Source organism: Granulibacter bethesdensis CGDNIH1 (genome assembly GCF_000014285.2).
GTDB lineage: Bacteria > Pseudomonadota > Alphaproteobacteria > Acetobacterales > Acetobacteraceae > Granulibacter > Granulibacter bethesdensis.
In genome coordinates, this window is record NC_008343.2 from 2,088,040 (window position 1) to 2,109,575 (window position 21,536).

Here is a 21,536-nt window from a genome sequence, read left to right on the forward strand (position 1 = left end):
AGCTTGCCTGCACCGCTTTTGGCGTGTAGCGCACCCCCATCATGCGTGGGATCAGACAATCGATCTCCCGACTGGCAGGTGCGCGTGCCCTGCTGGCGGGAGCGGCTTTTCTGGCCAGTGCGGCCAGTGGGCATGCTCAGTCCATGGATGAAGTGGCGATGGCGATGCCGCGGATCCATCCTCCTCAATTCGGCGTCCCCGGGCTGCCGCAACCGCTGTCGCCCAGCGATGCAGCCCTGGTACGGCATATTTTCGATGCACAGGCTCATGGCGACCTGACGGAAGCCAGACAGGCGACCGACAGGCTTGATGCGAACTTTCCACTCGGCAAGGCCATGCTCGGCCATATACTGGCTGACCGCTATCTGGGTTCGTTCCACAAAAGCACACCTGCCGAGCTGAAAGACTGGTTGGCCCATTATCCGAACCATCCTTCCGCCCCGGCAATCCATGCTCTGCTGCTGACCAAGGCAGACAAAAAGGATACGCTTCCCCCAGCCCCCCAGCTGGTCACCTTCGACCCGACGCCCGGCAACGACCCCGTTCCCGAGGATGACACGCCTCAGGATCTGAGCTTCAAACGCCTGCCGGGACTGGATCACAGCGTTCATGAACGTGCAGGCTCCGGCCATGCCGATGCAGCCCTGCGGATGATTGCCGCCAACACGTCAATCTCCGCAACTTACGGGGCACAGCTTCGTGCCGAAGTCGCGCAAATTCTGTTCACACTCAATCAGGACAATGAAGCGCTGCGGATCGCGCTGGACGCCGAACAACAGGGGCATGGCAAGGTCGGGCTGGGCAGTTACGTGTCCGGGCTGCTGCTATGGCGCAAGGCCGAGTATCAACAGGCCATGGCGCATTTCGAGGCGACATGGAGCGCGGAGATGACGTCAGCCGCCATTCGCACCGCCGGAGCGTTCTGGGCGGCACGCTCCCATCTGCGCAGCCACGATCCAGCCAATTATGCTGTCTGGATGCATCGGGCTGCTGAGCAGCCGCGCACGTTCTATGGCTTGCTGGCCCGTCGTGTTCTGGGGGTGGGGATCGAAGGTTCACTCTCCCTGACCAGAGAAACCCTCGGCACGGCCGATCTGGAAGCCATCTCGGCCACCGAAGCCGGAACAACCGCCTTCGCCCTGCTTCAGGTGGAGCAGCCGGATCGGGCAGAGCAGGAATTCAGGCGTCTGGCCGGGCAATCGCGCGATAATACCGCCATGATCCACGCGCTGATGCTGGTGGCCGACAAGGCCGGTCTGCATGATCTCAGTGCCCAGCTTGCGGCCCTTAATCAGGCAGCCGATGGGCATCCGCATGATTATGCACGCTTCCCGGTGCCTGCCCTGAAACCACAGGGCGGTTTCAGCATTTCTCCGGCACTGGTCTATGGCCTGACCAGAGTGGAATCCAACTTCAACGCCTCAGCCGTATCCGCCGTCGGCGCGCGCGGGTTGATGCAGTTAATGCCGCAAACCGCGAATTACGTCGCAGAGACACATACCGGTGCAGCACGGCTCCATGACCCGGCGGTCAATCTGAAGCTGGGACAGCGCTACGTGGCCTATCTGGCGGATAGCGATGTAACGGGTGGAGACCTGCTGCGCATCCTCGCCAGTTATAATAGCGGGCCGAACAGCTTTGCCCGCTGGGGCGCCCAGATCCAGCATCATGATGACCCGCTTCTGTTCATCGAAGCCGTTCCGCTCGCGGAAACCCGCAGCTTCATCCAGCGTACCCTGACATATAGCTGGATCTACGCGGCGAGGCTTGGCATTGACGCGCCCGGTCTGGACGAACTGGCAGCCGGGATTTTTCCGCATTTCACGGCGACAACCCCGGACAGCCAGAGCCTGAACCGTATGAAAATCAGACTTCACTGAACAAAGCAGCAGAGGTGATTTTCAGACCTTGCAGTGCCATAGCTATCTTTTGGCAAGACTGCCATTCTCGTTCATAAGCAGCCCCAGATGCATAGAAGCGATACATCGCCTGATTAATATCAACAATGCCTGCCACCAGTTGCAGGCAAAGCTCGACACCCAATGCGAATGCGTGAAGGTAATGACAACCCTTATTCCCGGCTTGATGGGAAAAAGGATTATTGGCTGAAAATTCTTTCAGCCGATCAACCAGGGGTGATGGCTTGCAGATAACTATTCCTGATTCCTGCAGTGCATTTTCTGACATTGGTGTATAATTTTTCCAAATTCCAAAAAATGCAGAGAAAAACAAAAGATTTTTTGCAGCACCAAATCATCTTTTCAACATGATACGAGCTGTCTTTTTCCAGCATCGCGACATGATGAATATTACCCTCCTCCGATAACCGAATGATACAAGGCGGGTTTTTGGGGACAATATCTGAACGCCTTATCAACCCGGTCTACGCACACATTTGATACTCACAGCGCCGTCAGATTGCTCTAAGAAAGAATCCTTCAGATGTATCAGGGGAGCTTGCGGCATGTCGCGCATTGATGAGACCAGAGCCTTTGTAGCGGTCAACATTGCCATCCTGACGGTTTCCGATACCCGTACGCTGGCCAATGATACGTCCGGAGATGCGCTTGCCACGATGATCGGGGAAGCAGGCCACACTGTGTTCACGCGGGAAATCATCAAGGATGATGCGGATGCGCTGGAGGCCACTTTCCGCGGCTGGATCGCCAACCCCGAAATCGACGTGATCATTTCCTCCGGCGGCACCGGCGTCACCGGTCGCGATGTCACGCCGGAAGCACTCGACCGCGTGCTGGAAAAAAAGATCGAAGGGTTTGGCGAGTTGTTCCGTATGCTGAGTTACCAGAAAATCGGTACCTCGACGATCCAGTCACGCGCGTTGGCAGGCGTTGCCAACGGAACCTATATCTTTGCGCTGCCCGGCAGCACCGGCGCGGTGAAAGATGCCTGGCAGGATATTCTGCGCTGGCAGCTGGATATCCGTCACCGCCCCTGCAATTTTGTGGAACTGATGCCACGCCTGAAAGAACGTTGAGCCATCACTCTGTCAGTTTTTGTGCCGTGATACGGTCAATGATCTGCCGTCTTGCGGCACGCCCCTCTGCCAGCATCTCCTCCACCTCGGCGCGTATGGCAGGAGGCGCCTGTTCCGGACGCCCGGACTGGAATGGCGGTGCCGGCGCATATTCCATCTGAAGCTGAACGGACTGGGCCAATGCCTCCCCGCTCATGGCGGCGATGACACTGAGCGCAAGGTCAAGCCCGGCTGTCACGCCGCCGCCGGTCAGTAGCTTTCCATCCCGCACAACGCGCGCCTGCACCGGCTCCGCCCCGAAAGCAGCCAGAAAATCATGCGCCGCCCAGTAGGTGGTCGCTTTCTTCCCGCGCAGCAATCCTGCCGCCCCCAGCACCAGCGCCCCCGTGCAGACAGAGCAGACGAAGCGTGCCGTTTCCGCCTGTTTGACGAGCCAGCTCAGCACCTCCCGATCTTCCAGCAGAGCGTTGATCCCCCTGCCGCCGGGGATACAGATCACATCAAGCTGGGGCGCTTCGGAAAGCTTCGTGTCGGCCTCGATACGCATACCGCCTTCTGCCATGACCGGGCCGGTCTCTTTCCACAGCAAATGCACCTGCGCATCGGGGACATGCCGGAAGGCCTCCCACGGAGCCGTCAGGTCGAGCTGCGTGATTGCCGGAAACAACAATACCCCAATATGAATTGTCATTTGCCTTCCTCCTGCACGGTCTTCCTGACCGGAGACGGGACGGGGATCGTCATGGCGAAGCGCCGCGCCAGCGCACCATAAAGGGCGCGGCGGCACACCAAACGCGACACCGCAAACGCCATCATCGAAGTGGCCATCAACGGTATCAGCATCGACTGATTATCCGCCATCTCCATCACGATGACGGCCGCCGTAATCGGGGCCTGCACCACACCGGAAAAATACGCCACCATCCCCAGCAGCACCACCGATCCGGCGGCAAGGCCCGGCACCAGCCGCGCGACCCATTCCCCAAGCCCGGCCCCAATAGCAAGGGAAGGCGCGAAAATCCCGCCCGGAATCCCGCTGAGATAGGATGCGGCCGAGGCCACCAGTTTCAACAGTGCGAATTTCAGCCCTTCTGTATCGCCCGGAAGGCCGGTCACCATATCACGCGCCTGCTCATATCCCGTGCCGTATGTCTCACCATGAGAGAGCAGGCCGGTGATCGCCACGATCAGGCCGCACAATGCCGCAAACAGCACCGGATACTGTTTCACCAACCTCCCGAGCGCCCCAGGAAAGCCCTTCGCGGCACGGATCAGCAAGGCACTGAAAGAACCACCCAGCAGGCCCCCCAGTACCGCACAGATCACCATGGCCATCACTTCCGATGGTCCGAACCGCATCGTCGCATCAATATGGCCGAAATAACTGTAATTCCCTACCAGAGCGATCGTTACAACGCCGGAAATCACCACGGCCGCCAGGGTATTGCCGGAGGTTCTGGCCTCATAGGAATGGCTCAACTCCTCGATCGCAAACACGATGCCGGCAAGCGGGGTGTTGAAGGCAGCGGCGATCCCGGCCGCGCCCCCTGCCAGCACAACGCTGCGTCGTAATTCCGGCGTCGGCAGATGCAGCAAGCGACCCAGCGCATGCATCACGGAGGCCCCCACCTGCACGGTTGGCCCTTCCCTGCCGATAGAGGCGCCGCTGGCAAGACCCAGCAGGGTCAGCAGAATTTTACCGACAGCGATGCGCAGGGACAAAATCCTGTCCACCTGCCGCACATCCGCCAGATCAAGCGAGGCAATCACCTGCGGAATCCCGCTTCCCTGTGAACCGGGGAAGACATGTCGCGCCAGCAGAAACGAGACAACCAGCCCGCATGGCGCCAGAATCAGAATGATCCAGGCACCATGGGCGATCACCGCGCTGAACACATCCTGCGCCCGGTCCGCCAGTTTTGCGAACGCGATGGCGGTCAGCGAAACTGCCACGGCACCACCCCAGAACACCATCCGCCGCACCCAAAGCCGTGTGGACATCATCGGCGACCGCCTTAGCCGCCGCGCCCGGGCCGAGCGTGTCATGCGGCGCACTGAATCAGACAGGGATGAAGCACTGTCATGCTCTGTTCCATTCGAGCATGGCGTATCCGATTGTTCATTCATTGTTCTGGACTCCTTGCCCGGATCGCATTAATCTGCAAAAAGAACATAAAGGGAACAAACGATGGGCCGCCAATCGTCATCCCCCCATTCAGACCATGCCTGTGACGCCGCCATGCCATGCCCCTCTCATGCCCCGATGGAACTGCCTGAGGCAATGCCATCTCTGGCCAGAAAAGGGCGAGGCGCTGTATCGGAACCCGGTATCCGCTATGACCGTTACCAACCCGTTCCATGGGATGATGGCTGGGGTAGTCTGGAAGATGCCCAAGCCGCGCTGCCGACGACCCTGATCCGCGACAGCAGCCGCACGGCTATCAGTTGGAATGACAGCCCGGATATCGGTTTCGATCGTGCCATCAACCCTTATCGCGGCTGCGAACATGGCTGCATCTACTGCTTCGCTCGCCCCACCCATGCCTATCTCGGCTACTCGCCGGGGCTGGATTTCGAAACCAAGCTTCTGTTCAAGCCGGAAATCGCCTCCCTGTTGAGCAAGGCGCTCAGCCGCCCTTCCTACGTGCCACGCCCCATCGCGCTGGGCAGCAATACCGATCCTTATCAGCCGGTGGAACGCAGCCTGCGCCTGACCCGCTCGATCCTCGACGTGCTGGAGCGGTTCGAACACCCCGTCACCATCGTCACCAAATCAGCCGGCGTGCTGCGAGATCGCGATATTCTGGCACGGCTGGCGGAGCGAAAACTGGTCAGGGTCTATCTCTCTGTGACAACGCTGGACCCAACCCTGTCCCGGCTGATGGAACCGCGGGCGGCCAGCCCGTCCAGACGTATTCAGACCCTTGAAGCCTTGCAACAGGCGGGCATTCCGACCGGTGTGCTGGCAGCACCCATGATTCCCGGCCTGAACGATGCAGAACTCGAATCCATTCTGGAGCAGGCCGCCAAAGTCGGGGCCAGACAGGCAGGCTATATTCTGCTTCGCCTGCCGCAGGAGGTCGCCCCCATGTTCCGGGACTGGCTGGAGCATCACTTCCCTGCCAAAGCCCGTAAAGTGCTGAACCTGATCCGGGGCATGCGAGGTGGAAAGCTGAACAATGCGGAATTTCATAGCCGTTTCCGCGGGGATGGTCCCTATGCCGCCATGCTGCGCAGCCGTTTTCAGCGTGCGGTCAAGGCTTACAGGCTTAATACAGCCATGGAACCGCTGGACGTGACCCGGTTCTCACATGCCGCACAAAACTCCTCAGGAACGGATGAAGCAGTCTCCGATCCATCCAGCCCATCACCATCCCAGCTTAGCAGGCAAAACACGAAACAGGCCGACAGACAGGCGCGGCAACTGTCTTTATTTTAAAATCAGCAAGAGCCTGCTGAACACTATCTGGCAGTCCGTGGATTCGGCTGCCTGAGAAAGGCATGCCCTTTTCAGCAAAAGCAGTCGCAGCCCCGTCATGTCGGCAGTCGTGAATCACGGAGGGAGCCGTTGAACGTATATGCACCCTTGCTTCACGCCGTGAATGTCGGCGGCACCGGCAAACTGCCGATGACGACGCTGACGTAGATATGCGAGACAATTGGATTCAAAAAAGTCAAAACCTATAAAGCAAGAAGACAGAGCAGCAGGTGCGATCCGCCCTTGAAGATCAGCTCTATGTTTACGCTGGCAAAAGCGTGGGGGTGATCGTGCGGACCGCTACCGAGATCGCCGACACACTGGCCCGCAACCCTTTTACAGATTCACCCGACAACCGTGTCATGGCGTTGTTCGTCGATCGGGTGCTCCCAGCCGATCCACTCGATCATGTCCCTGGGCTCAAGAATGAGCCGGTGCGATCGGGAAAACGAGAGCTTTTCGCCCTCTACCCGGACGGGATGGCGCATACTCACCTTCACCTACCCCTCGAAAAATCGGGAACAGCGCGAAATATGAACACGGTTGCAAAACTTGCGGAGATAACGGCAGTCATGTGATCCGGTCGCATCCTCTCACCCCACCTTTTTCAACTGCACCGCATATTTTTATGACGTCCGGGATTCCACGACGCGGAATCCGTCTGGTAAGGCAAAGATGCGACTCGGCGGTTCAACAGGGTTTGAAGGCTCCGCCAGAGGCTTTGCATCTCCTGCCGCTCTTGCGTGCAGGGGGCTGAGAGGGGGCGGATGCAGATGCCGGATGACAGGCTGGAAAGAGAAGCAGGCGGGCTTGTCGCAGGGGTCGATGAAGTCGGGCGCGGGCCGCTGGCCGGGCCGGTGGTCGCTGCCGCTGTGCTGCTGCCTGCCTCCGGTTTTCCGGCTCATCTGGCCGGACTCATCGATGATTCCAAGAAACTCGATGCTGCCGCACGGGATCGGGCTTTTGCGGCCCTGCTGGCTGAACCGGGAATCACGATAGGCATCGGCGCAGCCTCCGTCACTGAAATCGGCCGTTTGAATATTCTGCATGCCAGCATGCTGGCCATGCGGCGCGCCGTCGAACGTCTGCCGACGATCCCTGATCTGGCGCTGGTCGATGGCAACCGCGCACCAGCTCTGCCCTGCGCCGCCCGCTGTGTGGTCGGGGGAGACGCAAAATGCCTCTCCATCGCCGCGGCCTCCATCATCGCGAAGGTGGTACGGGACCGTGCCATGGCGCGGCTCGCCCGTCGCTATCCCGTCTATGGCTGGGAACGCAATGCGGGTTATCCAACCCCGGCCCATCGTGCCGGGCTGACAGAATTCGGCCCTACCCCGCATCATCGCACTGCATTCGGACTGGTTCGCCAGTTGCTCGCCATGCGGATGGAGGCCGTCGTATGACATTACATTTCATACCATCAGCATTGACGCCCTGCCGGGCGCGTCGGCACGATTGAGCGGGGTTTCTGGAATGCGACGTTTGAACACCGTCAGCGAACTGCCGATCGATCAGGTGCTGCTGGGCGACTGCGTGCAGGTGATGCAGATGCTGCCCACCGGCTCAGTGGACTGCATTTTTGCCGATCCGCCCTACAACCTGCAATTGCGGGGAGAATTACGGCGTCCTGATGAAAGCATCGTCGATGGTGTCGATGATGACTGGGACCGCTTTACCGATTACGCGGCCTATGATGCGTTCAGCCGGGCCTGGCTGACCGAATGCCGCCGCCTTCTGCGCAAGGATGGCACGATCTGGGTGATCGGCGCGTATCACAATATTTTCCGCCTCGGCACCATTCTGCAGGATCTCGGCTTCTGGATTCTGAACGATGTGGTGTGGAGAAAAGCCAACCCCATGCCGAATTTCCGGGGTCGCCGCTTCACCAATGCGCATGAGACCCTGATCTGGGCCGCACGCGGGCAGGATAGCCGCCATCGCTTCAACTATCAGGCCATGAAAACCCTGAACGATGATGTCCAGATGCGTAGCGACTGGTTTCTGCCGCTCTGCACCGGCTCCGAGCGGATGCGTAACGATCACGGGCTGAAACTGCATCCGACCCAGAAACCGGAAAGCCTGTTATATCGCGTGCTGCTGTCAAGCACGGTGCCCGGTGATGTCGTGCTGGACCCGTTCCTCGGAACCGGCACCTCTGCCGCCGTTGCGAAACGTCTGCAACGCAGCTTCATCGGCATCGAACGCCACCCGGCCTATGCCGAGGCCGCCATCGGGCGCCTTCGCTCTGTCGAGCCGGCACCGCTGGATAATCTGAACATCATGCCCTCCCGCCGGGAGCAGAAACGGGTTCCGTTCGGTAGTCTGGTAGAGCAGGGATTGCTCCCGATGGGCAGCATCCTGATGGACCGCCTGCGTCGGGTCTCGGCGCTGGTCCAGGCGGATGGCTCCATCGCCAGCGGAGCGCATCGCGGCTCGATCCATCAGGTCGGGGCCGCCGTGCAGAATGCGCCGAGCTGCAATGGCTGGACCTTCTGGTTTTTCGAACTCCGCGGAGAATGGGTGCCGATTGATGTGCTGCGTGATACCCAGGCGCCCCCTCCGGTCGAGGAGCAGGAGGATGTTCAGCCACAGGCGGCGCAGGAGCGTTCCTGACAGACCTTTGATCCGGCGGTCATGAAATCGTACGGATTCTGCCACAAAGATGTTATAATTCGGGCGTTCCCTGATCAGGCGTTAGTCTGAAAGGACGCTCGATATGAAAACCATGGTGCGGGCTTTTACCGCTCTTGCGGTGGCTGCCGCTCTCACAGGGCCGCTGCTGACACCCGCCACCGCCCATGCATGGTGGCGCGGCGGCCCGGGCTGGGGTCCTCCGGGACCGGGCTGGGGTGGGCCGGGCTGGTATGGCCCTCGCCATCACTGGCACGGCCCCGGCTGGGGTGGTGTCGCCGCCGGTGCGGTCGCCGGGCTGGCCTTGGGGGCCGTCATTGGCGGGATGGAGCGTCCTTACTATGCACCGCCTCCACCGGTCGTTTATGCACCACCTCCACCGCCGGTGATCTATGCGCCGCCGCCGGTCGTTTATGCACCTGCACCGGTCTATCCGTTTTTTCCGGGCTATTAAGACGCGCGCAGACGGCTGACGAAGCGAGGCGCTGCTGGCAGTATAATTGTCTTGCCATGCCACAGACTGTCGTAGCGCCATCGTGAACACCCCTCTGACACAGCCGGATAACCGGACCCGCGCCTTTATTGCCGTTCTGTCCATCGAGTTGTGGGAACGCTTTGGCTATTATGCCATGCAGGCGATCCTGCTGCTGTTTCTGATACAGAAACTGCATTTTTCCAGCCATGATGCGGTGCTGCTGGCCGGGGCCTTCGCCGCCAGCGTCTATGCGACACCGGTGCTGGGGGGATGGCTGGGAGATCGGGTATTGGGGGCGCGACGCTGCACTCTGAGCGGTGCCGTGATCCTGACCGCCGGGTACAGCCTGCTGGGTCTGCCCACCGCATGGTCCGACCCTGTTCTTGACGAAACATCGCTGGCTTTTGCCGCACTGGGCATGATTTCCGTTGGCAATGGCCTGTTCAAGCCCAATGCCGCGGCGTTGGTGCGGGTCATTCACGAAGGGCAGGACCAGCGTCTGGATGCCGCTTTCACGCTGTACTACATGGCGGTGAATGTCGGCTCCTCTGTTTCAATGCTGCTGACACCATGGGTGCAGCAACAGGCAGGCTGGCACAGTGCTTTTGCAGTCTCTTTTTTCGGTCTTGCTCTGGGAATTGCCGGTTATGGCATGATGCGATCATCGCTGGGCCGGACAGGAACCGAGAAGGACCACCACCCGGTCCCGCTCTCGCATCTCCTGGCGGTGAGCGCTGGCTGTGCATTCCTGATCATCGGCATCGCGCTACTCCTGCATTCCGCATCGCTTGCGATGTGGTGCAACATGGCGGCCGCCCTTGGCGTGCTGATGCTTTGGAGCATCTGCTATGGCCGCGCTGCACCAGAGGAGCGACCGGGGCTGGCAATCATGTATGCGCTGGCCGGGCAATCATTGATGTTCTTCATATTCTATCAGCAGATGTCGACATCCCTGACGCTGTTCACCGTGCATGGTGTCTCTCCGGCGCTCCGCCTCGGCGGCCACACGCTGATGACATGGACACCGGCGCAGTTTCAGGCGCTCGACCCGATCTGGATCATGCTGCTTGGGCCGGTTCTGGCCGGTTTATATACGGTTCTGGCGCGGCGAGGCCGCGATGTCAGAATCGCCGCCAAATTCACGGCCGGTTTTGTGAGCGTTGGCACCGCATTTCTGATCTGGTGGGGTGCGGCCCGTATCGCCGGACCGGACAGGCTGGTCTCGCCATGGATCATGGTGGCCGGATATGGAGCGCTCGCATTAGGGGAATTACTGATCGGCGGTCTCGGGCTGGCCATGGTCGCGCGCTATGTGCCGAAGCGGCTGAACAGCCTGATGATGGGCAGCTATCTGCTGACCATGGGTCTGTCGATGTATGCGGGCAGCCGGATCGCCGGCATCGCTACATCCTCCTTCTCAAGCCAGACAGCACAGACCCCTGCCGCGTTCGTCAGCCTGTTTGGCGGTCTGTCCGTCGCGGCCTTCCTCGCCGCTTTGGTGTGTTTGACGATGGCACCATGGCTGCGGAGACTGGATCGGCAGCACCGGGCATTTGCCCTCCCCGGCCCAGCGCCACACATTTCATCATGACGGAGGGCAGCGCCTCCTCATCCAGCAAGGCAACGGAAGCACTTTTCTCCTGCCGTGCCGGATCGGCCCAAAGATGCCCGACCTGCGCCGCATAGACGGTGAGGTGGAGCGCGAAATGCGTGAACACATGCGTGGCCACACCGAGCTTTCGCCAGCCGGTTTCCGCTTTGGGGGCGTGGAATAAGGCATCCTCTTCCTGCCATACAGTGTCCTGCCAGGGCGTTCCCGGCAGTTCCATCATGCCGCCCAACAGGCCCCGCTCCGCCCGACGTCGCAACAACACATTGCCCTGCTCATCCGTCAGCCAGAAATGCACCCCGTATCGCTGCGGCCTGAGTTTTTTGGGTGCCTTGCAGGGAAGGGAGGCGGCAATCCCCTGCCTTCGCCCCTCGCAATACCGCATCCACGGGCAAAGCGCGCAGGCGGGATCGAGCGGTGTACAGATCGTCGCTCCGAGATCGAACAGAGCTTGCGCGAAATCGGAAGGCTGTTCCATCGCCACTGGATCGGTCCCCAGTTGCGCCGCCTGCGCTGCAATCAACGGTCTGGATTGAGGCAGGGGCGCCTCAATGGCAAACAGACGGCTGGTAACACGCTCCACATTGCCATCGACCGGCACCGCGGGAATACCGAACGCGATCGCAGCCACCGCCGCCGAGGTATACACACCAATCCCCGGCAGGCTCCGCAAAGCCTCGATATCTTTCGGAAAGGCCCCCATCCCGGCAACCCTGCGCGCACAGGCCAGAAGATTGCGTGCCCGCGCGTAATAACCAAGCCCGGCCCAGGCGGCCATCACCGCCTCATCCTCGGCTGCGGCCAGAGCCTGCACCGTGGGGAAGCGGGTGATGAAACGCTCGAAATAGGGTATGACGGCTGTAACGGTGGTTTGCTGGAGCATCACCTCACTGAGCCAGACGCGGTAAGGATCGGGGGTTTCCCCCGGCAGCGCACGCCATGGCAAGGAGCGGCGATGCCGGGCATACCACTCCAGAAGCGCAGAGGCAGGCGGAATGGGTAATCGTTCCAAGGAAAAATCCGGGATCAAGGGCGGCACGGATGCCGATATGCGGCAAGCTGATCCCTTGCGCCAGCCCCGTAACGGCATGGCGCAGCCCTATTTTCAGCGCGGCCCGCGCGCCATCTCGGCCCTGCTGCCCGCCATTACCCGACCCGTGTTTCGTAAAAGTGCTCCGGGCCTCGCTACTATTTTGTCCGAATGGACGACCATTGCCGGGCCGGTTTTGTCCTCCACCGCCACACCGCGCAAGCTGGCCAATGGCACGCTGGTGCTGGGCTGCACCGGGCCGGCCGCGATGGAATTGCAACACAGTACGCCGCAACTGATCCAACGCATCAATTTCTTTCTGGGCAACAAAGCGGTCGAGCGCATCCGTCTGACACAGGAAGCCCCCCCAGCACCTCCCACAGTTCGGAAAAACCCGGCCCGGGCCGAAACACCTGCTATACGCGCCGCTGTGGAGCGTCGTCTGGACGGTCTGCCGGAAGGTGGATTACGCGATGCGCTTGCGGGGCTGGGCAGCGCCATGCTGAGCAAACGCTGACGCAGAGAATGCCCCGACTCGTCCCCTGACATCTGATGGGGTGACGGCGACGCGCATTGGCGGCAAAACCCCGTTACTGGGTAAAGAAGATATTGACGAGGAACACCATGTCCATCACCCGCCGCTCTTTCTGCACGGCCGCTCTGTTCTCCCTCCCGCTGATTCAGGCCGCCCGCGCCGAAGCCCCCGCCACCTCTGGTGGAGATCTGTCCAGTTTCCTGTCAGAGCGCTCTATCGGCAAAGCCGATGCCAAGGTAACGGTGATGGAGTTCTTCTCCCTGACCTGCACCCATTGCGCGGCTTTCTCCCAGAACACTTTACCGGAACTGATCAAGAAGCAGATCGATACCGGGCATCTCCGCATCGTGTTCCGCGATTTCCCGCTGGATCAGGTTGCCCTCAGCGCCGCGATGGTCGCCCGCGCCCTGCCGCAGGAACGTTATGAGCCGTTCATCTCCGCGCTGTTCGCCAGCCAGGATCGCTGGGCCTTCAACCGCGATGGCAATGTCACAGAGTCTCTGGCGCAGATGGCACTGTTGGCCGGGTTGTCCCGCGCCAAATTCGATGCCGTCATCAATAATGAGGCTCTGAAACGCGCCATGCTGGAACGGCAGCAACAGGAGTCCATCAAATACAACATCAACAGCACACCGACCTTTGCCCTGACCAACGGGAAAACGCAGTCCGGCGCGCTGTCCTACAGCGATTTCGTGTCCTTCGCCGGCCTGTCCTGAGTTTCAGCCCCCCATGCCTGTCAGCTTCTCCCGCCTCCGCATTGCCGGTTTCAAAAGCTTCGCCGACCCGCAATCCATTGAGATCCTGCCGGGTCTGACAGGTGTTGTGGGGCCGAACGGATGCGGAAAATCCAATGTCGTGGAAGCGCTGCGCTGGGCCATGGGGGAGAACTCGGCCCGTGCCCTGCGCGGCGGAGAGATGGACGATGTCATCTTTGCCGGGACCGCCCATCGCTCCAGCCGTAATCTGGCAGAGGTGGTGCTGTCGCTGGAAGATGTTGCCGGTCAGGCTCCGCCCCCCTTTGGGGAGGTTCCGGAACTGGAAATCAGCCGCCGGATCGAACGTGGCGGCGGCAGTACCTATCGCATCAACGGTCGCGAGGTCCGGGCCAGAGATGTACAAACCCTGTTTGCCGATCTGGCCAGCGGCGCCCGCTCCTCTGCAATGGTCAGTCAGGGGCGGGTCGGCAGCATCGTCAACGCCAAGCCGGAAGAGCGCAGAGCCATTATGGAAGAAGCCGCCGGCATCACCGGCCTTCATGCCAGACGGCATGAGGCGGAGCTGAAACTCCGGCAGGCCGAGACCAATCTGGAACGGGCCGAGGAACTGCGCGGTCAGTTGCAGGACCAGCTCGGCGGTCTGCAAAAACAGGCGCGACAGGCCAGCCGGTATCGCAATATCTCCGGCCTCGTCAGGCAGGCGGAGCTGGAATGGCTGGGCCTGCTGCAAGCGCGGGCCATGGCGGCGCTGGATCAGGCCTCCACGGCGCGTGATGCAGCCCGCGCTGCGCTTCGGCAAGCAGAACAACAGGCAGAAGCCGCCACGATTGCAGCTTTTGAGGCCGACAAGGCTCTCCCCGCGCTACGCGAGGCCGAAGCCGTGGCCCGTACGGCCCTCGAACGCCGCCGCATCGCCCTGGAAGGACAGATGCAGGCCGAAGAACAGGCCCGCAACGCACTCGATCAGGCGCAGGCGCGTCTGCATCAGGCGGAACAGGATCTGCATCACAGCGAAGACGGTCTGAAAGATGCGACTGAGGCACTCGAACGGTTGGCCGCAGAAGAACAGGCGCTGCGTGATACTCTGATCGCCCTGCCTGCCCGGCAGGAAGAGGCAGAGCGGGACGTAACCGCTCTGGAGGAAGAAGCAGACCGGCTGGCGCAGGCTGCCGATCTCGCCACTGCCCGGGCCGCAGAGGGCATGGCCCAGGCCAGAAGCGCCGAGGCTGATCGCGCCGCCGCCGAACAGCGCCTGCAGGTGGTGAATGCGGAGCATGCCCGTCTCTCCGCCGCGCTGGCGGAGGCCCGTGCCCAATTGGTGGAAGAATCCATCCTCACCACCGCGCAGGAGAGCGCCGCCACGGCAAGGCTGGCTGTCGAAGAAGCCCGCCGTGCTCTGGAGCAGGTGGAAGCCGCCCGTCCACCGCTGGTGGAACGCTACGAAGCCGCACGCCGCACCCTGGCCGATGCACAGGCCCTGCGCAGCCAGACGGACATGGTTCTGAAAGATGCAGGCAGCCGGGCTGAAAACATCGCCGCCCAGACCGAGGCTCTGGAACGCGATCACGCCGCTGCTCAGAGCCAACGGATTGAAGAGAACGCGCTGCAGGGCGCCAGACAGACAGCCGAAGCTGCCGCCGCCGCGCTTGAAACGGCACGGATCAGACAGGAAGAGGCGGAAACCGCACTGGCACAGGCATCAGCATACCATGCCGAAGCGCAGCGTGCCATGGAAACCGCAAGCAGCGACCGGGAACGTGCCACCCTTGCCGCCGGACAGAGCACCCGCCGCGCTGCCCAGATCGAAGAAGAACGCCAATCCGTTATGGAGGAACAGGCCAGAGCAGAAGCCTCCCTGCCGCCCACGGAGCAACGTATCGCGGCAGAAACAGCGCTGGCACAGGCCGAGCAGGCTCTGGCCATCAGCGAGCAGACCTTGGCATCCGCCGAAACGGCCCGGATCGCTGCCCGCGCGGCACATGAGCAAGCGCGTGAGACCCATGCCACCGCCCAGGCCGGTCTCGGGCGGTTGCAGGCAGAGGTTGATGGGCTTGCCGCCTTGCTGCGTCACGACGACACGGCCAAAGGCGGTTTTCAGCCCGTGTCCGATCTTTTGCCTGTGCCGGAGGGGCTGGAACGCGCTGTCGGTGCCGCGCTGGGGGATGCGCTGGACAGCGCACTGGATGAAGCCGCCGATCGTTTCTGGCGCAGCCTGCCGGCAGCACCGGACCGGATGCAGCCTTTACCGGCCGGCACAGTGCCATTATCCTCATTGATGGAGCCGCCCGCCGCGCTACGCCTTGCCTGCGACCATATCGGTATCATCGCCGATCCGGCGACGGGACCGTCGTTGCAATCCAGACTGCATCCCGGTCAATGCCTCGTTTCCCGCGACGGCGCGCTCTGGCGCTGGGACGGACATTGTATAGCCGCCGGGGCACCCGGTGCCGCCGCCATACGTCTGACCCAGCGCAATCGCCTGCTGACGGCTCAGGATGCGCTGGCGCAGGCCAAACAGGGGGCTGAGGCAGCGTTGCAGGCCTATGCGCTTGCACAGCAGCAGGAAGCCGCCTCCATCAGCGCCGAACAAACTGCCCGCGGCAACCGCCAGCAGGCCGAGAAACAGGCTGCCGAAGCCCGTAATGCCCATTCCACCCTGGCGGCTGCCATGGAGCGGGTCGAAAGCCATCTGACCGCCCTCGCCAGCCGTCGCGCCCGTCTGGAGACAGAGCATCAGGAAGCGACACAGGCCGCGCAGGAAGCGGCCGCTTTGCTGGCTGCTCTGCCGCCGCTGGAACAGATGCGACAGCAGGCCCAGGCAGCGGCCGCGACCCTTCAACAGGCCCGGGAAGCACTGGACAATGCCGCGGCAAGGCGGCGCGAGGCCGATCGCACCATGCAGACCACACGGGAAGAGGCCGCCCGCCTGTCCGCCAGGGCCATGGAGGCAGAAAGCCGTCTGGGTGCGCTGTCACCCCAACTCGACCGGCTGCGCGCTGAGCGGGAAGCCGCTCAGGCTGCCTTGCAGGATGCCAGGCTTGCTGTTGAATCCGGTCCGGACATCGCGATCCTGACGGCGGACAGAGATGCTGCAAAGGCCGCGCTGGATCAGACACTGGCCGAAGAAAACCGTCTGCGGGCGGCAAGGCAGGAAGCCGAAAGCGCCAGCGACCGTGCCACAGCCGCCCTCGCCGCGCTGGAAGCGCGCGCCGCAGATACGAAAGCCAGCCTGGCTGCCATCCAGCCGCAGGCCGAACGGGCCGAAACGGACCGGCAGGAAGCCGAAGCCGCCCTGATCCTGCATCGCCAGCGACGTGATGCCATGGACGATCCTGCCAGCCTTCAGGAAACCGCGGAGACCGCACGGCAGGCGGCAGCCACGGCCCAGAGCAGCCTTGCTGCCGCCCGCGTCAGGCTGGACATGGCAAGGAACGAGGCGGACAGGATTACGTCCCGTCAGGAAACGCTCCTCCGGGAACGTGCGGACTGGCAGATGCGGGCCGATACGGCCGCCCGCCATGTCGCGGAACTCCGTACGCGGCATCAGGCGCTGCTGACGGAAGCCGATACGCTGGCAGACCGTCCCGAACAGGCTGCACGGCTGATGCAGGATACGCGCAGCGCGCTGGAAGAAGCGGAAACAACCCACCGACAGGCCGCCGACAGGCTGCGTCAGGCGGAGAACGCACACAGGGAAGCAGGCGAGGCCAGACGGCAGGCGGATGCGGATTTCGCTACGGCGCGGGAGGCGATCCTGCGTCTGGACGGGCAATGCGCACAGGCTGAAACCGCCCGTCATGCGGTGCAGGAGCGGATCGAGGAGCGGCTCGGTGCGGGGGCATCGCTGCCGTCAGACATTGCCATTCCCCCCGAGCTGTCCGACATGGCGGAGGACAAGGCCCGCCGCAAGCTGGAACGGCTTTCGCGAGAACGGGAGGAGATGGGGCCGGTCAACCTGCGTGCGGAGATCGAGGCACAGGATATAGAAACCCGCATTGGCGGAATCGATCGGGAAAAAGAAGAACTCGGCACCGCCATCGCCAAGCTGCGCGGTTCGATCGGACATCTGAACCGGGAGGGGCGGGAACGCCTGAACGCCACCTTCGCCCAGGTGAACACGCATTTTCAGGCGTTGTTCAACCGCATGTTCGAGGGCGGCAAGGCCTATCTCGCCATGGTCGGCGATGATGATCCCCTGAAAGCCGGGCTGGAGATTTATGCCCAGCCACCGGGCAAGAAACTGGCCACACTGTCACTGCTGTCCGGCGGAGAGCAGGCACTGACAGCCCTGTCGCTGATTTTCGCAGTGTTCCGCTGCAACCCGGCTCCTGTCTGCGTGCTGGACGAGGTGGATGCACCACTGGACGACGCCAATGTGGAGCGGTTCTGTATGCTGCTGGCCGATATGGTGCAGGAAACCGGCACGCGCTTTCTGGTCGTCACGCACCACCATCTGACCATGGCGCGGATGGACCGGTTGTATGGCGTCACAATGCAGGAGAGAGGTATCTCCCGCCTGCTGAGCGTCGATCTGCATCGCGCCACTGCCATGGTCGAGGGAGAAGAAGCGGCAGCCGCAGAATAATCTCCGCAGCCTCCCCTTCTTCACTCATCTCACATCAGGAGTGCCGGTCACATCAGGAATCCCGGCGTTCCAGTGCGGCAAGCATAGCCTGACCGCCCTGCGCCTCGGCGATGCCACGCGCCGAATTGCCTTCCGTATCTGTCAGGTCAGGATCAGCGCCATGCGCCATCAGCAGGCGCACCATCATTTCACGCCCGAACATCACCGCGAACATCAGCGGGGTACGGCCAGCCGCATTAGGATGATTGACCGTGGCCCCCGCCTCCAGCAGCATCCGCGCCGCAGCTTCGTCACCCTTGAACGCCACGCCGGACAGGGCCGTATCGCCGTTGGCATCAACCGCATTCACCGCCGCACCACGCCGTAACAGCAAGGCTCCTGCCTCAATCTGCCCGTTATAGGTGGCCAGAATCAAAGGCGGGAAACCTCGTGCGTCCGGACGGTCAGGGTCCATACCGGAATCGAGAAATGCCTCGATCATATCAACCCGGCCTTCACGCACTGCGCCATAGAACAATGCCTCCAGCTGCTCCTGGGAAAGAGACGTACCCCCGTCCTTTTGATCAGGAATGCGAATAGATGAAACGGGAAAGGGCGGCCGCAGCTGGGTCATGAAATACGGGTCCGGATTACGATCTTGAATGCTTATAAGGCACATTGAGAAAGAAAAGTGGATAAAAAGACCGTTCTGGTGATGCAATCGTCATCTAAACAGCCCATGCTTCTTGACACTCCCCCTACCCACCGGTAGCTAGCCGTCGCCTTCCGGCAAGGCGACTTGTCGAGGATGGATATGAACGAGAACAGGCAGCCTCAGTCGCAGCCGGGTCAGGAAACGACTTCCGGAGTATCGTCCCGGGGAATTTCCTTTCCGCAGCGACTGAATGCGGCACGAAACAGACAGGGTCTTGGGACGGACGGGCAGAACCCGGCTTCCGTGCTTCAGGCCCCTGATGGCAGCCCTGGCCCTTCTGCCATGGGTATTGGCTTGCGAATCGGTGCTGACCTCGTGTCCGCACTGATTGTCGGGGTCGCCATCGGATACGGTCTGGATCGCTGGCTGGGTACGATGCCCCTGTTTCTGATTTTGTTCATCCTGATGGGAGGCGCGGCCGGTATTCTCAACGTATGGCGCACCCTGCGCCGTATGCCAGCCGGTCAAGGCCAAAGCGAAGCAGATGACGCCACCCTCGGGCGGCGGTAGGTGATGGAGCATTAAGGTGGCGGCAGAACCCACGATCGACGCGCTCGGCCAGTTCAGGCTGCATCACGGCCTTGGCCCGATTGGCGGGCTGGTGAATTTTACCCAATCCAATGAAATCATGGTTCTGGGCACTGCCATCGTCCTGGGCATCATCGCTCTGGGTATGCGCCAGCGTGCCGTAGTGCCTGGGCGCCTGCAATCCCTGGTCGAAATATCCTATAATTTCATCATGGGCCTGTGCATCGAGCAGATCGGACATGAGGGAAAAAAATTCTTTCCCTTCATCTTCACACTGTTCTTCTTCGTGCTGATGGGCAATCTGCTCGGCCTGTTCCCCTATTTCTTCACCTATACCAGCCATGTTGCCGTGACCGGCGGTCTGGCAGTCCTGGTGATCGTGCTGGTGACGGCGGTGGCCCTGCGCTATCACGGCCTGCACTTCTTCTCCTACTTCTTTCCTCCGGGCGCACCGAAGGCGCTGGCACCCATCATCGTGCCGATTGAAATCATCTCCTATCTGTCTCGTCCGGTCAGCCTGTCCATCCGTCTGTTCGCCAACATGGTGGCCGGACATGTGATGTTCGAGGTATTCGCCACGTTCATGTTTCTGTTGATCGGCGCTCTGGGTACGTTCGGCTATTTCGCCGCACTCCTGCCGATGACACTGAACGTGACCCTCGTTGGCTTCGAATTGCTGGTGGCGTTCCTTCAGGCTTATGTGTTCGCCATCCTCACCTGTATCTATCTGCACGACGCAGTGCATCTGCACTAAGAAGACGCGCAGATTGATCTCCGCCCCTTCATATCAAGCAAGGAACTGAACCCATGGACGTCGCAGCCGCCAAGGCCCTCGGTGCCGGTATCTCTGTCATCGCCCTCGCCGGCGTCGGCCTCGGCATCGGCAACATCTTCGCCTCTCTGATCGCCAGCGTCGCACGCAACCCGTCTTCCCGCGACCAGGTCTTCAGCATCGGCATTCTCGGCTTCGCCCTGACGGAAGCCGTGGCGCTGTTCGCGCTGCTGATCGCCTTCCTGATCCTGTTCGCCTGATCCAGTGATGACCCGGGGCGGGATCGTGACGACCGCGCGCGACGGCGCCCTTCGCGCCTGCCGCGCCGGGTACCGTCAAGTGTTGCTTGGGACTGTCGTAACAGTTCTGAGCACGCTGCCGGCTATCGCTTATGCCATGGACCCTGAAAGTCCCGAGCATGAGGGGATGCCTCAGCTGAATTTTGCCAATCCGCTGACCACCAGTCAGGTGGTGTGGATGGCCCTTATCCTGCTTGCGTTCTATCTTCTGCTGTCCAAATGGGCGCTGCCCCAGGTCAGCCAGGTGGTGGACGATCGCAATGCCTCCATCATGGGTGACCTCGACTCCGCCCATCTGGCAAAGGCAGAAGCCAACGCCGCCGTGGAAGAGATGAACGACGCCATCCGGCGTGCCAATCTTGAAGGCCAGGCCGAAATCGAAAAAACAGTGTCCGCCGCCAAGGCCAAGGCACAGCAGGAGGCCGCCGAGGCGCATGCGCGTCTGGAACGGCAGCTTGCCGATGCGGAGGCCCGCATTGCTTCCTCCCGCGATACCGCCATGGGCGCATTGCGTGATGTTGCAACCGACACCACACAGGCCCTGATTGCCCGGCTGACCGGCCAGTTTCCCGCCCAGGATACGGTGGAACAGGCTGTTGGTCAGGCGCTGGCCGCCCGCAGCTAATATCGGAGGATCGCCATGCAGGCTCATGAACTCAGCGGCGCTCCCTGGCACCATCCGGTTTTCTGGGTGGCCGTTGCCTTTGTTCTGTTCTTCGTGCTGTTCGGCCGGAAAATCTGGGGGGCCCTGACCTCCAAGCTCGACAGCTATGCTGACGAAGTGCGTCAGAATCTCGACGAAGCACGCAAGCTCCGTCGTGAGGCCGAGGCCATGCTGGAAGATGCCCGCCGCCGCAAGGAACAGGCTCTGGCCGAAGCAAAACGTCTGCTGGAATCCGCTCATGCGGAAGCAGCCAGGGCTGCACAAGCACTCAGTGACGATGCGGAAGCAAGCATCCGTCGCCGTGAGAAAATGGCCAATGACCGCATTGCCGCTGCCGAAAAGGCTGCTGTCGATGAAGTCCGCTTTGCCGCCGCCGACATTGCCAGCCGTGCCGCCAAGGACATTCTGGCACGTGAATTCGGCCCTTACGCCGATGCAGCGCTGATCGACTCCGCCATCAGCAAACTGCCCCAGGCTCTGCGCGCAGCCTGATTGCAGCGTTCTGAACAATATTGATGCTGGAAA

19 protein-coding genes and 2 pseudogenes are annotated in these 21,536 nt (G+C 61.5%); 16 read left to right on the plus strand and 5 right to left on the minus strand.

From position 1 onward, the window contains the following. Positions 1–41 precede the first annotated feature (41 nt). Positions 42–1,880: a lytic transglycosylase domain-containing protein gene (locus tag GBCGDNIH1_RS21770; protein WP_011632551.1), complete on the plus strand. Its 1,839-nt coding sequence runs from the start codon at positions 42–44 to the stop codon at positions 1,878–1,880. On the opposite strand, the gene GBCGDNIH1_RS21775 is transcribed toward GBCGDNIH1_RS21770, so the two are convergent. Then, positions 1,867–2,187 carry a hypothetical protein gene (locus GBCGDNIH1_RS21775; RefSeq protein WP_043452994.1) on the minus strand — a complete coding sequence of 107 codons (321 nt, stop codon included), beginning with the start codon at positions 2,185–2,187 and terminating at the stop codon, positions 1,867–1,869. The two genes, GBCGDNIH1_RS21770 and GBCGDNIH1_RS21775, sit on opposite strands and share 14 nt — an antisense overlap. A 277-nt stretch (positions 2,188–2,464) precedes the next feature. Here GBCGDNIH1_RS21775 and moaB point away from each other — a divergent pair, with 277 nt between their 5' ends. After that, positions 2,465–2,995, plus strand: coding sequence for a molybdenum cofactor biosynthesis protein B (gene moaB / locus GBCGDNIH1_RS21780; RefSeq protein WP_025318619.1), 531 nt, complete (start codon positions 2,465–2,467; stop codon positions 2,993–2,995). A gap of 4 nt (positions 2,996–2,999) precedes the next feature. Here the strand turns inward: moaB and GBCGDNIH1_RS21785 are convergent, their stop codons facing one another. Next, positions 3,000–3,686: a DJ-1/PfpI family protein gene (locus GBCGDNIH1_RS21785; protein WP_011632554.1), complete on the minus strand. Its 687-nt coding sequence runs from the start codon at positions 3,684–3,686 to the stop codon at positions 3,000–3,002. After that, positions 3,683–5,122, minus strand: a complete 1,440-nt coding sequence (locus GBCGDNIH1_RS21790; RefSeq protein WP_011632555.1) for a chloride channel protein — start codon at positions 5,120–5,122, stop codon at positions 3,683–3,685. Before GBCGDNIH1_RS21790 ends, GBCGDNIH1_RS21785 begins: the two co-directional genes overlap by 4 nt. A 136-nt stretch (positions 5,123–5,258) precedes the next feature. On the opposite strand from GBCGDNIH1_RS21790, the gene GBCGDNIH1_RS21795 reads away from it, so the two are divergent. From GBCGDNIH1_RS21795 to GBCGDNIH1_RS21820, 6 genes and pseudogenes are all read left to right on the plus strand, one after another. Further along, on the plus strand, positions 5,259–6,434 hold the full coding sequence (locus tag GBCGDNIH1_RS21795) for a PA0069 family radical SAM protein (RefSeq protein WP_408874668.1): 1,176 nt from the start codon (positions 5,259–5,261) through the stop codon (positions 6,432–6,434). A gap of 263 nt (positions 6,435–6,697) precedes the next feature. Continuing rightward, positions 6,698–7,051: pseudogene (locus GBCGDNIH1_RS21800) on the plus strand (DUF1697 domain-containing protein); the annotation flags it as partial. Between the two features lie 195 nt (positions 7,052–7,246). After that, a complete protein-coding gene (locus tag GBCGDNIH1_RS21805) occupies positions 7,247–7,876 on the plus strand; it encodes a ribonuclease HII (protein ID WP_043454341.1) in 630 nt (209 codons plus the stop codon). Between the two features lie 70 nt (positions 7,877–7,946). After that, on the plus strand, positions 7,947–9,086 hold the full coding sequence (locus GBCGDNIH1_RS21810) for a site-specific DNA-methyltransferase (RefSeq protein ID WP_043452997.1): 1,140 nt from the start codon (positions 7,947–7,949) through the stop codon (positions 9,084–9,086). Positions 9,087–9,189: 103 nt separating this feature from the next. Next, positions 9,190–9,558 (plus strand): hypothetical protein, encoded by a 369-nt coding sequence (locus GBCGDNIH1_RS21815; protein ID WP_011632560.1) that lies wholly within the window; start codon positions 9,190–9,192, stop codon positions 9,556–9,558. A gap of 175 nt (positions 9,559–9,733) precedes the next feature. Further along, positions 9,734–11,053: pseudogene (locus tag GBCGDNIH1_RS21820) on the plus strand (peptide MFS transporter); the annotation flags it as partial. Here GBCGDNIH1_RS21820 and GBCGDNIH1_RS25045 read toward each other — a convergent pair. Next, a complete protein-coding gene (locus GBCGDNIH1_RS25045) occupies positions 11,031–12,185 on the minus strand; it encodes an A/G-specific adenine glycosylase (protein WP_080504549.1) in 1,155 nt (384 codons plus the stop codon). The pseudogene GBCGDNIH1_RS21820 and the gene GBCGDNIH1_RS25045 sit on opposite strands and share 23 nt — an antisense overlap. On the opposite strand from GBCGDNIH1_RS25045, the gene GBCGDNIH1_RS21830 reads away from it, so the two are divergent. The 3 genes from GBCGDNIH1_RS21830 to GBCGDNIH1_RS21840 all read left to right on the plus strand — a co-directional run bounded on the left by GBCGDNIH1_RS21830 (position 12,184) and on the right by GBCGDNIH1_RS21840 (position 18,054). Beyond that, the gene (locus GBCGDNIH1_RS21830) at positions 12,184–12,735 is read left to right on the plus strand and encodes a DUF721 domain-containing protein (protein ID WP_011632562.1); all 552 of its coding nucleotides are present in this window, start codon (positions 12,184–12,186) and stop codon (positions 12,733–12,735) included. The genes GBCGDNIH1_RS25045 and GBCGDNIH1_RS21830 overlap by 2 nt on opposite strands. A gap of 107 nt (positions 12,736–12,842) precedes the next feature. After that, the gene (locus GBCGDNIH1_RS21835; protein ID WP_043453001.1) at positions 12,843–13,469 is read left to right on the plus strand and encodes a DsbA family protein; all 627 of its coding nucleotides are present in this window, start codon (positions 12,843–12,845) and stop codon (positions 13,467–13,469) included. A 13-nt stretch (positions 13,470–13,482) separates the two neighbouring features. Continuing rightward, positions 13,483–18,054 carry an AAA family ATPase gene (locus GBCGDNIH1_RS21840; protein ID WP_011632564.1) on the plus strand — a complete coding sequence of 1,524 codons (4,572 nt, stop codon included), beginning with the start codon at positions 13,483–13,485 and terminating at the stop codon, positions 18,052–18,054. A gap of 52 nt (positions 18,055–18,106) precedes the next feature. Here GBCGDNIH1_RS21840 and GBCGDNIH1_RS21845 read toward each other — a convergent pair whose 3' ends face one another. Further along, on the minus strand, positions 18,107–18,667 hold the full coding sequence (locus GBCGDNIH1_RS21845) for an ankyrin repeat domain-containing protein (RefSeq protein WP_025318610.1): 561 nt from the start codon (positions 18,665–18,667) through the stop codon (positions 18,107–18,109). Between the two features lie 180 nt (positions 18,668–18,847). On the opposite strand from GBCGDNIH1_RS21845, the gene GBCGDNIH1_RS21850 reads away from it, so the two are divergent. From GBCGDNIH1_RS21850 to GBCGDNIH1_RS21870, 5 genes are read left to right on the plus strand one after another with little or no spacing between them, the layout of a single operon-like run. Then, a complete protein-coding gene (locus tag GBCGDNIH1_RS21850) occupies positions 18,848–19,258 on the plus strand; it encodes an AtpZ/AtpI family protein (RefSeq protein ID WP_050748556.1) in 411 nt (136 codons plus the stop codon). Between the two features lie 16 nt (positions 19,259–19,274). Continuing rightward, positions 19,275–20,030, plus strand: a complete 756-nt coding sequence (locus GBCGDNIH1_RS21855) for a F0F1 ATP synthase subunit A (RefSeq protein WP_011632567.1) — start codon at positions 19,275–19,277, stop codon at positions 20,028–20,030. A 53-nt stretch (positions 20,031–20,083) separates the two neighbouring features. Beyond that, entirely contained in the window at positions 20,084–20,308 is a 225-nt protein-coding gene (locus GBCGDNIH1_RS21860) for an ATP synthase subunit C family protein (protein ID WP_011632568.1), read from the plus strand. Between the two features lie 7 nt (positions 20,309–20,315). Beyond that, a complete protein-coding gene (locus GBCGDNIH1_RS21865; protein ID WP_025287210.1) occupies positions 20,316–20,972 on the plus strand; it encodes a hypothetical protein in 657 nt (218 codons plus the stop codon). A 15-nt stretch (positions 20,973–20,987) separates the two neighbouring features. Continuing rightward, the gene (locus tag GBCGDNIH1_RS21870) at positions 20,988–21,503 is read left to right on the plus strand and encodes an ATP synthase subunit b 2 (protein ID WP_011632570.1); all 516 of its coding nucleotides are present in this window, start codon (positions 20,988–20,990) and stop codon (positions 21,501–21,503) included. The last annotated feature ends 33 nt before the right edge of the window (positions 21,504–21,536 follow it).

Excerpts from the sequence above, each read along its gene's own strand:
- GBCGDNIH1_RS21770 (WP_011632551.1), top strand. The coding sequence starts at position 42 with ATGCGTGGGATCAGACAATCGATCTCCCGACTGGCAGGTGCGCGTGCC.
- GBCGDNIH1_RS21860 (WP_011632568.1), top strand. The coding sequence starts at position 20,084 with ATGGACGTCGCAGCCGCCAAGGCCCTCGGTGCCGGTATCTCTGTCATC.
- GBCGDNIH1_RS21845 (WP_025318610.1), bottom strand. The coding sequence starts at position 18,667 with ATGACCCAGCTGCGGCCGCCCTTTCCCGTTTCATCTATTCGCATTCCT.
- GBCGDNIH1_RS21785 (WP_011632554.1), bottom strand. The coding sequence starts at position 3,686 with ATGACAATTCATATTGGGGTATTGTTGTTTCCGGCAATCACGCAGCTC.
- GBCGDNIH1_RS21790 (WP_011632555.1), bottom strand. The coding sequence starts at position 5,122 with ATGAATGAACAATCGGATACGCCATGCTCGAATGGAACAGAGCATGAC.
- moaB (WP_025318619.1), top strand. The coding sequence starts at position 2,465 with ATGTCGCGCATTGATGAGACCAGAGCCTTTGTAGCGGTCAACATTGCC.
- GBCGDNIH1_RS21835 (WP_043453001.1), top strand. The coding sequence starts at position 12,843 with ATGTCCATCACCCGCCGCTCTTTCTGCACGGCCGCTCTGTTCTCCCTC.
- GBCGDNIH1_RS21815 (WP_011632560.1), top strand. The coding sequence starts at position 9,190 with ATGAAAACCATGGTGCGGGCTTTTACCGCTCTTGCGGTGGCTGCCGCT.
- GBCGDNIH1_RS21865 (WP_025287210.1), top strand. The coding sequence starts at position 20,316 with ATGACCCGGGGCGGGATCGTGACGACCGCGCGCGACGGCGCCCTTCGC.
- GBCGDNIH1_RS21840 (WP_011632564.1), top strand. The coding sequence starts at position 13,483 with ATGCCTGTCAGCTTCTCCCGCCTCCGCATTGCCGGTTTCAAAAGCTTC.
- GBCGDNIH1_RS21795 (WP_408874668.1), top strand. The coding sequence starts at position 5,259 with ATGGAACTGCCTGAGGCAATGCCATCTCTGGCCAGAAAAGGGCGAGGC.
- GBCGDNIH1_RS21870 (WP_011632570.1), top strand. The coding sequence starts at position 20,988 with ATGCAGGCTCATGAACTCAGCGGCGCTCCCTGGCACCATCCGGTTTTC.
- GBCGDNIH1_RS21850 (WP_050748556.1), top strand. The coding sequence starts at position 18,848 with ATGAACGAGAACAGGCAGCCTCAGTCGCAGCCGGGTCAGGAAACGACT.
- GBCGDNIH1_RS21775 (WP_043452994.1), bottom strand. The coding sequence starts at position 2,187 with ATGTCAGAAAATGCACTGCAGGAATCAGGAATAGTTATCTGCAAGCCA.
- GBCGDNIH1_RS21830 (WP_011632562.1), top strand. The coding sequence starts at position 12,184 with ATGGGTAATCGTTCCAAGGAAAAATCCGGGATCAAGGGCGGCACGGAT.
- GBCGDNIH1_RS21805 (WP_043454341.1), top strand. The coding sequence starts at position 7,247 with ATGCCGGATGACAGGCTGGAAAGAGAAGCAGGCGGGCTTGTCGCAGGG.
- GBCGDNIH1_RS21810 (WP_043452997.1), top strand. The coding sequence starts at position 7,947 with ATGCGACGTTTGAACACCGTCAGCGAACTGCCGATCGATCAGGTGCTG.